This is a genomic window from Nitrosospira multiformis (assembly GCF_900103165.1).
GTDB classification, from domain to species: domain Bacteria; phylum Pseudomonadota; class Gammaproteobacteria; order Burkholderiales; family Nitrosomonadaceae; genus Nitrosospira; species Nitrosospira multiformis_D.
In genome coordinates, this window is record NZ_FNKY01000001.1 from 325,166 (window position 1) to 340,741 (window position 15,576).

At 50.6% G+C, this 15,576-nt stretch carries 13 protein-coding genes; all 13 read right to left on the bottom strand.

Features of this window, described 5'->3' with window-relative positions; genetic code table 11:
- Window positions 1-239 precede the first annotated feature (239 nt).
- Window positions 240-1,454, bottom strand: a complete 1,215-nt coding sequence (locus BLR00_RS01445) for a glycosyltransferase family 4 protein (RefSeq protein WP_074630478.1) — start codon at window positions 1,452-1,454, stop codon at window positions 240-242.
- A complete protein-coding gene (locus BLR00_RS01450; RefSeq protein ID WP_218124301.1) occupies window positions 1,451-3,025 on the bottom strand; it encodes an oligosaccharide flippase family protein in 1,575 nt (524 codons plus the stop codon). Before BLR00_RS01450 ends, BLR00_RS01445 begins: the two co-directional genes overlap by 4 nt.
- Window positions 3,006-4,007, bottom strand: a complete 1,002-nt coding sequence (locus BLR00_RS01455) for a GDP-L-fucose synthase family protein (protein WP_074630480.1) — start codon at window positions 4,005-4,007, stop codon at window positions 3,006-3,008. Before BLR00_RS01455 ends, BLR00_RS01450 begins: the two co-directional genes overlap by 20 nt.
- Window positions 4,000-5,085, bottom strand: coding sequence for a GDP-mannose 4,6-dehydratase (gene gmd, locus BLR00_RS01460; RefSeq protein ID WP_074630481.1), 1,086 nt, complete (start codon window positions 5,083-5,085; stop codon window positions 4,000-4,002). The genes BLR00_RS01455 and gmd overlap by 8 nt, the downstream gene beginning before the upstream one ends.
- A gap of 4 nt (window positions 5,086-5,089) precedes the next feature.
- Window positions 5,090-5,776 (bottom strand): exosortase-associated protein EpsI, B-type, encoded by a 687-nt coding sequence (gene epsI, locus BLR00_RS01465; protein WP_074630482.1) that lies wholly within the window; start codon window positions 5,774-5,776, stop codon window positions 5,090-5,092.
- Window positions 5,777-5,780: 4 nt separating this feature from the next.
- Window positions 5,781-6,701, bottom strand: a complete 921-nt coding sequence (xrtB, locus tag BLR00_RS01470; RefSeq protein ID WP_371130364.1) for an exosortase B — start codon at window positions 6,699-6,701, stop codon at window positions 5,781-5,783.
- A gap of 141 nt (window positions 6,702-6,842) precedes the next feature.
- Window positions 6,843-7,775, bottom strand: coding sequence for a chain length determinant protein tyrosine kinase EpsG (epsG, locus tag BLR00_RS01475; RefSeq protein ID WP_217628053.1), 933 nt, complete (start codon window positions 7,773-7,775; stop codon window positions 6,843-6,845).
- A gap of 17 nt (window positions 7,776-7,792) precedes the next feature.
- Window positions 7,793-9,217 (bottom strand): chain length determinant protein EpsF, encoded by a 1,425-nt coding sequence (gene epsF / locus BLR00_RS01480; protein WP_074630483.1) that lies wholly within the window; start codon window positions 9,215-9,217, stop codon window positions 7,793-7,795.
- 13 nt (window positions 9,218-9,230) lie between these two features.
- Window positions 9,231-10,034, bottom strand: coding sequence for a polysaccharide export protein EpsE (gene epsE / locus BLR00_RS01485; RefSeq protein WP_074630484.1), 804 nt, complete (start codon window positions 10,032-10,034; stop codon window positions 9,231-9,233).
- 32 nt (window positions 10,035-10,066) lie between these two features.
- Window positions 10,067-11,035 carry an EpsD family peptidyl-prolyl cis-trans isomerase gene (locus BLR00_RS01490; protein WP_074630485.1) on the bottom strand — a complete coding sequence of 323 codons (969 nt, stop codon included), beginning with the start codon at window positions 11,033-11,035 and terminating at the stop codon, window positions 10,067-10,069.
- Window positions 11,036-11,656: 621 nt separating this feature from the next.
- Window positions 11,657-12,931, bottom strand: coding sequence for an XrtB/PEP-CTERM-associated polysaccharide biosynthesis outer membrane protein EpsL (gene epsL / locus BLR00_RS01495; protein ID WP_074630486.1), 1,275 nt, complete (start codon window positions 12,929-12,931; stop codon window positions 11,657-11,659).
- Between the two features lie 133 nt (window positions 12,932-13,064).
- Window positions 13,065-14,480, bottom strand: a complete 1,416-nt coding sequence (locus tag BLR00_RS01500) for an undecaprenyl-phosphate glucose phosphotransferase (RefSeq protein WP_074630487.1) — start codon at window positions 14,478-14,480, stop codon at window positions 13,065-13,067.
- Window positions 14,473-15,261, bottom strand: coding sequence for an XrtB/PEP-CTERM-associated transcriptional regulator EpsA (gene epsA, locus BLR00_RS01505; RefSeq protein WP_074630488.1), 789 nt, complete (start codon window positions 15,259-15,261; stop codon window positions 14,473-14,475). The genes BLR00_RS01500 and epsA overlap by 8 nt, the downstream gene beginning before the upstream one ends.
- Window positions 15,262-15,576: the final 315 nt, after the last annotated feature.

The following is a 15,576-nucleotide window of genomic DNA, read 5'->3' on the forward strand; positions in this document are numbered from 1 at the left end:
GAAGCCGGATCAAATCGAGATACGTCATATCCCACCTTCCGCAGTAAACTTCGGAGCTCTTGCCTTAATCCCATATCGTATTTCCCGTTGTCACGTTCTCATCAAGTAAATCAAGATTGCCGCACAATAGCTGTTCACCCATAATTTCTTTTTGGCTACATGTCCGCAAGTCTGGAGAGAAATCATCCTGCGAAAACTACGCTATGCTCCTAATATGTATCTGATGTGGCAGGATAAGGTTATTGAAGCACGCGGTGATAAGCATTGAGATACTGCCCGGCTATTGCTTCGGGACTGGCAATCTGCCATATCCGCTTTTGAGCATGACTGGCAAGAACTCTTACCTCATCGGGCCTTTGCAGTACTCGAAGTATCGCTGTCTCGACCGCAGCGACATCCATCACATCCACCAATTGGCCTGCTGCGCCATGCTCCAGCAACCAGGGTATCGCGCCGGACCGGATTCCGCCGATAATCGGTACTCCCAGCGCCATGGCTTCAGCCACAGCCATGCCGAACGACTCAGTAATAGCTGTATGCACCAATGCATCAGAGCCGGACAACTCTTCCAATAGCTTGCGATGTGGCACGCCGCCCCGTAATTTTATGCCATCGAGGCGCACACCCGCCGCCCGTATATATTTCTCGGCCTTCCCATTAGGGCCAAAGTCCGGGCCATACAAATGCAGCTCGGGGGCTTGCCCGGTTGTTTGTCGAATATTCGCAAAGGCTTTTATTCCCGGCAGTGGATTTTTAAACCCGTTCCAATATCCTGCGACCATTGATATAACCGGAAACCGTCCATTGACAGGAAATCCTCCCCGCACCGGTTCAAGATCCTTGAGCCAGACTGGCAAAGGATTTGCAATCACGTCTGCCGGACTGATACCTTTTTGTGCCAACCTGTCTGCCAGATAACCGGAAACAACGGTTAATGGCAGGTTTCTTGCCAGTATTTTCCGAGCCATCAGGTAGCGGCCGAAATAATAGGGACTCAAGGTAAAACGTAAAATGTCTTCAGGCACGTCATGCATTGTGGCAATGGCAGGAATACCCGATTCTTGAGCTACCATTGCAAATTCGTAAGTCCAGTGTGCATGGAGAATATCGATCTTTTCCTGCGCGACCGCCAGTGCCAGTTTCTGACGCTCGAGGGAGAAGAAATCACAGATTCGTCCCAGTCGCCCGTGGCGAGGAAACGTTCCATTTGGCCGGGCCGGACAAAGCCACAGGCGGAAACCTGGTCCATCCAGGTATTGAGGATCATTCGATGGATGAAGGCTGCGGTCCGAAGTAAATGCAACGACGTCGTGACCCATTCCCAGATATGTGGTGATAAGTGTAGCGATAAAAGGTGCGCCAGGGTAGCCCGGTGGCAAGGGCATGACGTCGCCAACATCAAGAAGATGCCGTACATCTGCTGTTGCTACTGGACTGATAATACCAATCCTCATCTCTGTTCTCTGTTTGTCCGATGCTCGTTCTCACGCATAATGGCCTCTATGCGTGACGCGACAGATTGCGGAAGGCGGCCGGAAAACCGGCGCAACACCCTGGCGAGGCCTGGAGCCAGCACCCACCCGGGAGCCAGCCAAAACAACGCAAAGGAAAGCGAACCCGCGATGACTATAGCAAGTCCAATCTGAATTAGAGCGTAATGCGCATTAGCAAATGCTACCGCCAGGACGGCGCTGCCTGCAGCGACACAAGCCAGAACTAAAGGTCCACGAAAACAACCTATCACTTCACCCAGCCGCAAATCGAGTATACGCATAACAGTCAACACCAGTAAAAAGGCCCTTATAAGGTAGACCCCAAACACCACCCAGGCGAGCTGAACAGGTGTAGCCAGACCAAGAACAATAACCAACCCAAGAAAACAAAATACTGTGAACCATTGAAGCAGGGATTCGGTCCCCACACGGTTCATCCCCCACAAAAGGGGCCCGGATACGGCTGTCATCGCATGCAAAGGCATGGCTAGGGCGAGCGGTTGCATCATTGCAATGGCCTCTTTCCATTCCTGACCATACAAGACAAGTATTAGAGGCTCTGCAAGTATTGCAGCGGAAATAAAAACAGGCACCGTGACAACGGCGACGAGGGACAGGGTCGCAAGATAGGCCGCACGCAAGGCACTGGGATCATTCTGGATAGCGGCGCTGGTGGGGAAAAGGACCGATTGCAAGGTCGTTACCAAATGATTGGTTGGGTAGCGGACGAGGTTGTAGCTCACGGCATAAAATCCCAGCGAACGAGCACCAAAGAAACGCGCCACCAAAAGATTGTCGAGATTCTCTATCAGCCAGTTAGCGATATTGGTCGTAAGGGCGCGCGCACCAAACCAGGACAAATGATTTATGCCTTGGGGCCAAGCGGGGATAAGCCGATGCCTGACTGTAGTGAACATAAGTATCCATGAAATCAACAACTGAACTAACCAGGCCCAAAGCATTGCCCAAGCGGTATGTAATATCACGGCAAGGGTAAACCCGACAAAAACCTGGCCAACAATCATTCCTGTCAGTTGCGCCAGTTGAATACGTTTGAAATCGAGTGATTTTCTCAATAACGCAAGAGCAACAGATGCAATAACCTGAAGAAAAAGGGGAATGGCAGCAAATCTCAGATATGCTGCCGCTTCCGGGTTGCCAAGCAGGAGCGCCAGTTGCTCAGCGACTGCGGCGAGCAAACCTGCCCACAGCAGACCACTTATCACAAGCAGTGTCCAGACACGCTGAATGTCGTTGCTGGTCAGCGATCGTGTCTGGATTAACGCTGAACTCAAACCCATTTCGGCGAGGAGATAACCCACTCCAACCACCATAAAACACAGAGCGTAATAACCAAATTCGGCTGGCCCCAGGAACCGTGCCAGTACGATTTGTGCAATCAATTGAATTACAACGCGAAATACTACACCGATGTAATTCCACTTAGCAGCACGGAGCGCAAGATGAGCAACTGTGCTCCGGGATATCGTTGCATCATCCCTATTAACAGGGTCAAGCGGAGCTTTGGCCACGAAGGAAGTCTGCATACGCACGGCCTAGTCCCTGAACCAGAGAAGTTTGGCTAGACCAACCAATACGTTGTAATCGGGAAACATCCATCAATTTCCTGGGCGTTCCATCTGGTTTACTCGTATCAAACACAATCTCGCCAGTGTAACCCACCGTATTTTTCACCATCTCAGCCAGTGTTTTGATGTTGAGGTCATCGCCCACTCCGATATTCACGAGTGGCGGCTCAAATCTCCCCGTCCTCGATTCATCATCACCCAAAAGACTTTCATAATCTTCATCCGGCAGATTCATGAGAAAGACGCACGCATCAGCCATATCATCACTGTAGAGAAATTCTCTTTTGGGATTACCGGTGCCCCATACGACCACTTCCTTGCTGCCAGCCTGCTTGGCCTCATGGAATTTGCGAATCAATGCTGGAATTACATGACTATTGTTCAGATCATAATTATCGCCGGGTCCGTAGAGGTTTGTCGGCATCACGGCAAGAAATTTGGTGCCGTATTGCCGGTTATAGCTCCAGCACATTTCAATGCCCGCAATCTTGGCCACAGCATAGGGCCGATTAGTCGGCTCCAGCGGGCCAGTCAGCAGGGACTCCTCCTTCATCGGCTGCGGAGCCAGTTTTGGGTAGATGCAACTTGAACCTAAAAACATGAGGCGCTTGACCTGAGCTTTGTAGGCGGCGTGAATAACGTTGGTCTGGATAACGAGATTGTCACGAATGAAGTTGGCCGGATAAAGATTGTTAGCCAGAATACCGCCAACTTTGGCGGCGGCGAGAAAAACATAATCGGGTTTTTCCCGTACAAAAAAAGCCTCGGTGGCGACCGGATCAATCAGGTCGAGCTCAGTATGGGTACGGGTGAGAAGGTTATCGTAGCCCTTGCCCTGAAGATTCCGAACAATGGCAGAACCAACCAATCCACGGTGGCCGGCTATATAAATTCTGGCATTTCTGGCTACCGGGTTATTACTCATGATAGTCGTAGGCAGCGAATCCATGTTTCTTTACCAGCTCATCTCGCTCGGCACTTTTCAGGTCCTCACATACCATCTCAGCAACCAACTCCTTAAAACTGGTTTTTGGCTCCCATCCAAGTTTTTCTTTGGCCTTGGTCGAATCGCCGAGGAGCGTTTCCACTTCGGTAGGACGGAAGTAGCGCGGATCGACTTTAACGATGACCTTGCCATGTTGGTCGGTACCGGTTTCCCCGACACCCTGACCTCGCCAGTCGATGCTGATATCCAGCTCCCTGCCAGCGAGGTTGACGAAATCCCGAACTGTATGCTGCACACCGGTGGCGATGACAAAATCTTCAGGCTTTTCCTGCTGGAGTATGAGCCATTGTGCTTCAACGTAGTCTCTAGCATGACCCCAGTCACGCAGCGCATCCAGATTGCCGAGATACAGGCAATCCTGCAAGCCAAGCTTGATGCGGGTTAGCGCCCGGGTAATCTTGCGTGTGACAAAGGTCTCGCCGCGAATAGGGCTCTCGTGATTGAAAAGGATGCCGTTGCAGGCGTATAAGCCATAAGCCTCGCGGTAATTGACGGTGATCCAGTAGCCGTAGAGCTTGGCAACCGCATAGGGGCTGCGCGGATAGAAAGGGGTTGTTTCTTTCTGAGGAGTCTCTTGCACAAGGCCGTATAGTTCGGACGTGCTGGCCTGATAGAAGCGGACTTTCTTTTCAAGCCCCAAAATACGGATGGCCTCCAGAACTCGCAACGTGCCGATACCATCGGCATTGGCCGTATATTCCGGAGTCTCGAAGCTGACCGCAACATGACTCATGGCAGCAAGATTATAAATTTCGTCGGGCTGCACCTGCTGGATAATGCGAATAAGATTCGTCGAATCCGTCAGATCGCCATAGTGCAAAACAAAGTTGCGTTGGGAAACATGCGGATCTTGGTAAAGGTGGTCGATCCGGTCAGTATTGAATAACGAGGAACGGCGTTTGATACCATGCACGATGTAACCCTTCTTAAGAAGGAAATCAGCAAGATAAGCGCCATCCTGGCCAGTTATGCCGGTGAGAAGTGCAGTTTTCTTCATTGGATCAGTTGAGTGAAAGATTACCGTTTAGCTTTTTGCGGTACTCGGGTGTTAAAGCATTAAGCATTTGATCGGCAAACTGAGTCTGCATCTTATATGCATTAGTAGCTTCAGCGTCGATGGAAGAAATACGAATCAGCATACCATCGGGAATTTTTCCGTTCAGGCCGTAACTCATCTCGGCTAGTTTCTTCTGGATTCCCCCCCGAAACACACGATCGCCTACCGTGGTCCAATACGTAACCGGCTCATTGCGTTGTCCCAGATTGGTCAAGATCCGGGTGACTGGAATTGAACCGGCCGAAGTTGCCAAGCCGCCTGTTTGCTTTGACTGAAGCGAAAATCCTTGCGCGGGATAGCACACTTCAGGGTAGTGCATTTGCATGGAGTCTCTCTGATTATCGCCATAGGCTATTGCAAGCATGATCCGATAGCCGTTGGCATTCACGTAAGTGCGGCTAAGGGTCTGGGTGTAGATTTTATCTATGAGTTCTTTTTGCTGTGGATCAACCATCTGAATTAAATGCTTCTGATCTTCGTACCACTCACCAAAGCGGTGCGGTATTATTGTTTCCAGATCGATGGCCGGCCCTTGTTCAGCGATCTTGTGGGTTGGGCGCAGAGCCAGCGCGAGACCGGAGGCGGCGAGCATCAAGACCAGAAGAGCAAAATTTCTGAACCAGAGATTCATCGTTTCACGCTCCTCTCAACGCGCCATCACGGGCACTTCGCAGCTTGACGCCCAACTGCAGCAATGAGTCCACCCCAATAATCAATAACAATGCACTAAGAAATAGCACCATGCCCGCAAACCCGTGCAAAAAGCCTTGTCCGGCCTCATCGCCAAAGTGATAGGTAATCAATGTCAATACCATTACACGAATAACGTTGGCGGTAAAGGAAATAGGCACGATCAGGATAGCGAGGGCAATGTTGCGGAAGAGCGAGTCGTGCCGAATAATGTTAAGGTAAAGAAGTCCCAGTGCTTCAAGTGTAAATAGGGTATGCAGGCCCGCGCAGGCGTCCGCCACCAATAGTTTATACTGCCCGATCTGAAGAATGACACCAGTCCTTGCAACAGGATAATTCGCCCAGAAAAGAATATTTTCCGCTACATAAGAGACAGCCATTTTCATTGGCATAGTCAATACGTCTACTACTGCACCGGGCAGCGGAACCATGAAAAGCATGAAGAAAAGCGGGAACCACAGCGCCTTAAGCGCAGCCACGCCACGCATGAACAAGAGAATGGCGGCAAGCAGCCAGATGACCGAACCGACCTCGAAAACCAGAATATCTTGTGAGCGACCCACAATATAAAGCACCAGGCCAAAAATGAAGACAGGCCAACCGGCTGCTGCAGAAGCTGACTGACCTTCACTGACTTGCCACATCTGTGGCCACTTGCGATATATAAGCCAACAAGCAATACCAAGTACAATGGGGCCGTGTGCTTGCTGATCGGTACCCCATACTCCCCGAAACAAATCAACCAGGGTGGGTAAATAAAGTACTATTAATCCGGCAATAATCGGTAGCCAGACAAGCAGCGGATTGGTCCAGCCTTTCGGCTGGCCCACTTGTCTGATAAAGGTTGCTGGAGAATTCATACTCATTGTTGTTTCGGCGACGAGCGATATCTCGTGAATCCAGCGTCGTAGCTGCCCGTAAACGACGCCGTCAGGGGGCCACTATTCAGGTTGAAATTATTTATCGGAACATATGGCGCCGGCATCGATTCCATTCTTCTTCTTTGCTCAAAAATCATTAAGTACTGAACCCACCAGCGCAGTACGGGTCTGCTGAAGGCTCCGGGTTAATTTAATCATCTCCGAGACCGAGCTTTGATTCTTACGGGCGAGTATGAGAGCCGAGCCGGAGCCGGCCGCGATCATTTGAGCTTCAGCGTATTCATTTGCAGCCGGTGTATCCAGGATGACAATATCAAAATCACGGATCAGTGATTTCAGCAGTTCGGCAAAGCCAGCACGGCCAAACAACTCTTGGGGATTCGGCGGCACAGCCCCTGCCGGAAGCACATACAATTCCGGTAGAGTAGGTATGCGTGCAATCGCTTCGGTACCGATGCGACCCGCAAGCATGCCTGAAAGGCCGATAGTATTGCCGAGCTTGAATAGTTCATGCTGGGACGGCGTCCGCAAGTCGGCGTCAATAAGCAAAGTACGCTCGCCAAGCTGCGAGAAAACGACGGCCAGATTAGCAGCAATAAAGCTTCGCCCCTCTCCGACGCTAGAACTCATAATGGCAAGAGCGTTGTGATGCGTCTCGGCGTTGAACCAGCGAAGCATAAGTTGGCTGCGTAACGCTCGCAGCTTCTCGACAACAGGGCTGAATGGTTTATAGGCGGCTACCACCTGATGATTCAGACTGGTATCATCCGCAGGAAGATAAAGATCATCAAACTGGCGGGAAAGGGCAAATCGTATATCGTCATCCGTCAGCAGGCCCAATTCGATTGCGAGGTCGCCAAAACGCTTGCCCTGATCGCTTTGCAGCCGCGAGATACGCTCGGCGTTTTCTGCGGACAGACGTCCACTTTCAATAAGGATGGTTCCAATCGCACTGCCACCGCTACCAATGGGCGGGGTCTTTCCATAAACAAGCGGGTCAGCGGAATTCGTGGCCTGATTTCGCTTGAGAGTGGAGAAGCTGGTACTCACTGGTTTCATAGTCATTCCGATTGATATCAGGAGGCCTTAATTCCGAGTACCTGCCTGGACACTTTCTGACGGGAAAGTTTCTTGGGAAATCTGCGCAAAGTCGACGGTGAAACTGCGGATGGGACCATTGCCAGTACTGGCAGATCAATAATCTCGGCGAGATCTTCTACTGAACGCACGCGACGATTGCCGAGTTCAAGTATCAACGCGAGGCCTACTCCAAGTAGCGTGCCAAGAAAAACGGAAATCAGTACGTTGAGAAGAATCCTGGGGCGAGAATGTTCGGTGGGGACTGAGGCGGGATTGAGTGTTGCAATATTCGTCTGGACCGAATGACTCTCAAGCCGGGTTTGAGCAGAACGCAGGCTGACACCTTCAAAGTTGCGTTGAGCAGCTTCGACATCTCGCTGGAGTACGCTAATCTGATCACGCTGCCCGTTCAGCTCAAGTACACGTTTTTTTTGCACCTCCATTGCTTCGAGCAACTCCTTTTCCTTGTGCTTGCCAACTTGGAAGGAAGTCCCGATGCTGTCATGAATGTGTCGTGTCTCACTAGCCAGCTTGCTCCTGAGCGATGCGAGTTCGGATTGGGCACGCTTGGTTTGCGGGTGATTCCTGCCAAGATTGACACTACCTTCCTGTAGCTTGGCCTCGAGACGAGCGATATCCGATTTAATGGTGTTAATCAGTGGGCTTTGTATCACCTCTGTCAGCGTTTCGGGATTGCCTGTGGATTTGCGCTTACTGCTACTGTCGGAAGTCTGTCCTTGCACGATGGTTAGCTGCGTTGAAAGTTCATTGAGTTTCGCGACTTCATAATCAAGGCGTTCATCGGTAGCGACGATACCTGTTTTTTGCTGATAGGCGGAGAGCGCCTGTTGAGCCTTTTCAAGTTTATCGCGAAGTATTTTGATCTGATCTTCAAACCACGTAGCATATTGACGGGCGGGTTCGACCTTTAAATCAAGATTGATGTCGATGTAAGCCTGCGCAAAGGCATTGGCCACAGCCGCAGCAAAACCAGGTTCGCTGCCACTGAAATCAATGTTGATGACATTGCTTTCGCGCGAAGGTTTGACGTCAAGTTTCTGCTTTATCAGAGCGGCCAGCCAGACGGTTAATTCGCCTTCACCGTTGGTAGCTTCCATCCATTGTTCGCGGATAACAGGGCTCTCATCCATGCGAAGCAACTTGACGACGCGCTGAGCTACGCGGTCACTATTAATGATATCTATCTGCGTAGCCATATAGCCAGGGGCCGCGAGGCCGGGTAAAACCACTCCCGCCAGGGGATCAGGCGACTTGACATCAACCACTACGGCGGTGCTGGCAGTATATTGCTTGGGCAACAGCAGGCTGATCACAAGTGTAGCGATCACAATAATCAATAGTGTGAAGACCACTACCTTGTAGCGTGCCCGGAGAATAAGCAGGAATTGCTGGAATGTCATGACTTATTGACTGTCAGAAAATGCTTTCGCGTACATAGATAATATCGTTGGGTTGCACCTCATCGGTCATCTCTGGCGAAATATTCTCGACCTTGCCCTCGTTATTCTTCCGGTGGAGACGCAATCGCCATTCGCTACCGCGCGCGGTGGGGCCGCCGCCTTGAGCCAGTGCCTGCATTACCGTCATGCCACGTTCTATACGATACGGGCCCGGCCGCTGGGCCTCACCATATATATAAAAGACCGGGGCACGGTGCACGTAGATAATATCCCCGCCGGCGAGAAAGATATCTTCGTCCGATGTTTCCTTGAGGTAGAGTGCGGGAATATCTATAACTTTACGGAAGGGCTTGCCATTCCGTATGCCTGTAATGATGGCGTGGTCATCTCCGAGCATCGTCGCTCCCCCCGCCATCGCCAGCATGTCGCTGACTCGACTCAACGTCTCAAGGGGAAAACGCCCTGGCCGATTAACCTGCCCAAGCACACTCACTTGGTTACCGCGCATTTGTAATACGACAATGTTAATTTGCGGCTGCTGAACGAAACCACCGTTTTTGAGTGCGGCGGCAATCTTCTTTTCCGCAGCAGCAATAGAAAGACTGCCCACTTCAACGGCGCCAATCAACGGAAAAGTGATGGAACCATTTTCAGATACACGGGTTTCAGTCGTAAGATCAGGATTCTGAAAAACTTGGATACGCAGCACATCTCCCGGACCGAGTGGATAGTCGAGATTATTCTCCGCAAAAACGTTCGTCGCTAACAGGGTAAAAGCAATTAGTGTTCGAATTAGTAGCTGGGTCATAAATGTCATGCTTTCTTATGCATTCAGTAAATTAACAAGTTTTATTTTAAACCGGCGACACCTTTTTCAACATTGATGTCAACAGCAGACTTCGATGCGACGGGGCCTGCAGCAGGTGCAGCGGCTGGCGCAACGGCTGCCTGAGATGTGGCACTCCCGCCTGCGTCAGCGAATTCGCCCATATAGGTAATTTTGGCTTTGGCCTTGAGCGATTTGATCTCTTGCTTGGCCGCTTCCGCCGTGCGCTGGTTACCGAGAAACTGTTGAATTCGTGGTAGTGCGGCATCTTCGGATATCGGGACCGACTGCGAAGCGGCAAGTCGCATCACCGTAATGGATTGGGGACCTTCCATAAGTAAGCCTTGCCCGACTTTGAGCGGATGTATTTTGGGGAGCAATTCAAGCGGAATCTGCTCGGCTGAACGTGCGGCACTCCCGCCCGCAAATTTTATGTCTTTACCTTTTAACCAGTTGGCAATATCCTCCATTGATTTGCCGCCATTGAGCATCTCACGTAACTCGTCCGCAATTCCGGGTGTTGCGGGAAGCACAATTTCCTGGATATTGTAAATGCGCCGCTCGGCAAAAAGCTGCGGATGCTCAGCGTAGTATTTCTTTGCTTCATCGACAGTTGGCTTGTCCATCGCCGCGGCGACCTGTTCAACGTAGGCACGGGCAAGAATTTCCCGACGTGCATTTTCGATGGACATGAGAACGTCAGGCGAGCGATCGAGTTTTCTCTCAATAGCTTGTTCGACGGCCAGTTCCTGATCCACAAGCCTGTCGAGAACTTCCCGACGCATCTTAGGCGCCATTTCAGGGGTGCTTGCCCCGGCACCCGTGCGGCTAAGTATGTAATTAATCTGGTGTACTGAGATCTCCCCCGAATTGACTTTTGCCGCAATCTGGCTGGCGGGCTTTTCGGCCTCCTTGCTGTTACAGGCGGCAAGCCCAAGCGCAAGTGACACAAATAGTGTTGGGAATATTAATTTTTGACGAATGACTTGCATGTGTACCTTAAATGAAATGATGTTGATGTCCGCAATAATTAAAATTCAAATTATACGCCTGACAATTCTATTAATCGGTTACATGGCCAGGCATCGGACTATCCAGCCAGGCTCGAAAACGTTTAACAAGGTATCTTAGGTTTATAGTGTTACGTGCTCGTGACTGTTGCTTACGGAACATTGGTTGCGATGCCAGTAGGTAATTGGCAAATGCAAGAAGGTACAAGAACATATACCCGAGATACAATAATAACCGTCAATGTAGTCTGTACGCAATATTTGAGAATTTAATAAAGATACTCTGAATACTTTGAGAAAAATTAGATCGGGTTGGTAAGGATTTTTGTTGCAACCAGTCGACTCTATTTAAATTAATAGGATAATTCGCCATTGCGACTATTTTGTAAATCTATCATCCGGGTGTAGCAGTTAGTGTGACTGATAGATCAGTATGGCATACGTCGCAAACTCATTATATAAATAATTGTCACTACGATATACGAATTAAACTATCCAGCAAATGATTACAAAGTACTACTTGAGTTTTGGAAAGGAAAATCAAGTAACGGTCTTAGAAGTTTCCACCAGATCGATCATTGATGGATCTGGCCTAACCGATTATCAAAAATTGAGTCTAGCCGAAATAGTGGCGATAGTATTGTCATACTTGTAGGTTTCGAGATTGGACGAGCGATGATCCCTTTGTAGCGAGGCGCTAACGAAGAGCGAGTTCAATGGTTGCCAGTCCATCGCGATGAGGCCGGTATGCTGCGTGTCGGTGCGGTGATCGCCAGGGATGGGAATGACGGCACCAAGGAAGTCACGGGTTATATAATCGTAGCGAAGACGCAATGTTGTTTTTTCGCTAATCTGCCAGACGGGCATCAGAGAGAGGCGATTAGTTGCTGCATAGCTGCTGGAGAAAGGCTGGAATTGGGTAAGCTGGAAGGTCGCTGCGGTCTGAAAATTGGAGAGAGTACGCGTCCAACTTGCGGTAAGCCGGGTTTTGCTGGTGACATTCCAGTTGAAATCAAAATTACCTACGAAACCAGCGAAATTGCGCTGGGAAAAATGGTCGTGTTTACGATCTAAATGTGCAATCCGTGCATCAATGGAAGTCTTGATAGTAACCGGCCAGATTAATTGGAGTCCATGTTCCGTTTCCTTAAAACCGGTATCGAAGAGACTGGAGGTAATCGGCTGCGGTCGTTTAAAGAAATCCCCGTCACCGATTCTCGTTTTATAGGTAAGCGAGCTGCCGGAGGGGAAGACGTAACGAAGTCCTCCCTCGACGGAAAGAACTTTATTGTCAAAATCCTGCACCGTAAGCTGGCTATTCTCTAGTTTGGCTTCGGAAACGCCGCCGACAACATGTAAAGCGCGGTTGATTTCGAAAATGCCGTCAAAACGCTGATTAGTGTCAGTACGAAGATTGCGGTTAGTCGAGTTGATGAATCCCGTAAGGTTGGCGAAGTTGTTAAGTGACTCTTTGTAATCGCTACTCAATTTACCATGAAGATAAGGAGTAAGTTGCCAATGCCACGCCGCTAAATAATTTTTTCCGATAAAATTCAGAAAATCAAAATTATGGTAGCGATTATCGACAATGCTGCCATTAGCCTCGAAACGCTGCAATCCATAAAATTTGTTCAGACTGAGTGCCGCCGTGGAGGTGATGATTTGATCGGATTTAGTAGGTTGGCCTAAAATAGTAACTGGATCGATAACGGGTGATAAACGAAAAACGTTACTGTCGTACATAATATTTGTACCCACATTCAGATTGAACGTGTCTCTAGCATCAGCCTCGGCATTTCGGGCAAATAGCGGTAGCATTATCAAGATGGCAATTGCCAGCCAACGGCGATAATAATGGGAAAGATTCAGCAGCAACATTTTTTATCGATAGTTTTATCTTTCCAAGCAAGAGTAATACCGCAAAGGGCATCATCCTGGCCGCAACGAAGGTAACGGAGGTGTGGGTCACATACAATAGCCCATAGGAGCTATTGGAGAGAGTCTGAAACTCTCAGTATGCGGCCCGATCCTTGAAGACTACGATGACGGTTTTCAGGATGATGTGCAGGTCGAGCCGCAGCGACCAGTTGCGCAGATAATCGAGATCGTGATCGATGCGCGCCTGCATCTTGTCGAGCGTCCGGGTTTCACCGCGGTAGCCGTTGACTTGGGCCCAGCCGGTGATGCCGGGCTTGACCTTGTGGCGGATCATGTAGCCTTTGATCAGATTGCGGTAGATTTCGTTGTGCGCCACGGCATGCGGCCGGGGCCCGACGATACTCATGCGCCCCTGCAGGACGTTGATGAATTGCGGCAATTCGTCCATCGAGCTCTTGCGCAGAAAAGTACCGATGCGCGTGATGCGGCTATCGCCTTTTTTTGCCTGGTGAATGGTCTCGCCATCTTCGCACACCCGCATCGAGCGGAATTTGTAGACCAGGATTTCTTCTCCATCGAGGCCGTAGCGGCGCTGTTTGAAAATGACGGGACCGGGGGAATCCAGCTTGATGGCCAGGGCGATGATCAGCAGAAGCGGCGAGATCAGCATCAGGATGAGCAGGGAGAGGACGATATCACTGGCCCGCTTGATGATTCCGTTGGAACCGGTGAAAGGCGATTCGCACACGGAGATGACCGGCGTGCCGCAAACGGCTCCGCTGCGGCCCTGGATAAGGTCGGTGATGAACATGTCGGGCACGAAGTAGATGGAGGCGGTGGTGTCTTTCAGTTCGTCGAGCACATGGAGAATGCGCGGCTGCGAGGCCATCGGCAGCGACAGATAGATGTACTGGATGCGGTTTTCCTTGACGAAACCGGGAAGCTCGCGCAGTCTGCCGAGCAACTCGCTGTTTGCGGCCTGGTTGAGCCGGCTCGGGCTGCGATCATCGAAAAACCCGGCCAGTTCAATTTTCGAATAGCGCGTCTCGTGAATACGGCTGGCCAGCGCGGCGCCCTGATCGTTCATGCCGACGATGATGGCGCGCTGCGGCGGCCCTTGCAGCATCAGCAGAAAGGGCGCGCTGGCCCGCAGTGCCAGATGGGCGCCCACCTGGCTCAGCGGCGCCACCCAGAGCCACGTGATCAGCGCCTCGCTGGAGAATTCGGCTATATAGCCGGTGGCAACGCCCAGAAGCAGCAATAGCAAAACCACCCAGAACCAGCTATAAAGAACGTCGAAAATCAATCTCTTGATTGAAAATTGCAGGCGCGAGGTGCCCGGAAAGGTGATCGAAAATACGATCACTGCAAGAATCAGGTAGGGGGGCCGCAATTCTCCTTCAATACCGGCGCTCACCAGCCAGAGTGATAACGCCAGTACCGCAGGGTCGAGAATGGCCTCGACAGCGCTCAGCATGTTGTTGCCAAGCGGTCCCTTGGTATGGGTAGAAACCGTAGAGGCGGAAAATGTCGGATTGGCTTCAGCCATGGCTGAGGCTGCGCTCTATTTTGGATACGGCTTGCATCCGGTTATAAACGTCAAGTTTTTTGAAGATATGCTGCAGGTGGTTTTTTACGGTGAAGGCGCTGATGGAGAGGATGCTGCCGATCTCGGCATTGGTTTTGCCCATCTTGACCCAGTTCATTATTTCGCTTTCACGCTCGCTCAATCCATGGTCTTCGCTTTCCAGAGAATCCGCCAGCAGCACTCCCCCCGCACAAGAGGGATACGACAATGGTGCCACACGGCGCAATGCCGTATCCAGATAAGGCAGCAGAATTTCCATTGCGCTGAGCGTGGAACTGTCGAGCTCATCTTTCGAACTAAAAAATACATAAAGACAATCATGACGCCCGCGCTTGTCGCTGATGCCATGCATCAGGGAAGAATGCATGCCTTGCAAGGCTTGGCCAAAAGAGCATTGCAGACCGCCATCTTCATATAGCGCATCCGGTCGAACGCTCGATGCGCAAGCCATCCTTCCCAGTTCATCCCACCGATTATAGAGTTTCCGCAGTAACGGTAAAAGAACTTCCGGTTCCAGGTGAACAGTTCTAACGCCAGGGAGTGCGGAAACGATGTCGTACCGGATGAAATTCGAGCTGAAATCTCCCCAGGCGGCGAGCATGATCTCGTGAGGCAGATAATGCTGAACTTCTCCCTGTAGCCATCTGAACAGATCAAGATGGCCGCGCACCGCTATCCCTTCCTGAATAATGCGGGCGTAACGTTGAAGATGGTCAGAAGAAAGTGAAGAGAAAAAACCCATATTGTGATGCTCAGTTAGCTGTTTAGTTGTTAGCGGCTTAGGTTTGGGAGGGTGGGCAACTTGATTCTTGGACGCAAAACCGATATTCCTCCACAGGCTGACCTAGCACGAACGCAGAGTATGCAAAAGCCATGACGCTGGTGGGAGCAATGTCACGCTATCATTCCTGCGCGACAATCTCACTGTTTAAAATACCTCATTCCGCCAGAAACGGATCATCATCGTTACCGAAGAAATCTTTGACGAATAATTCTCCAGGCTGCAAGGACGGCTGACATCAAACCCATCTTGCATGGCGAGACCAGCAAGCTACAT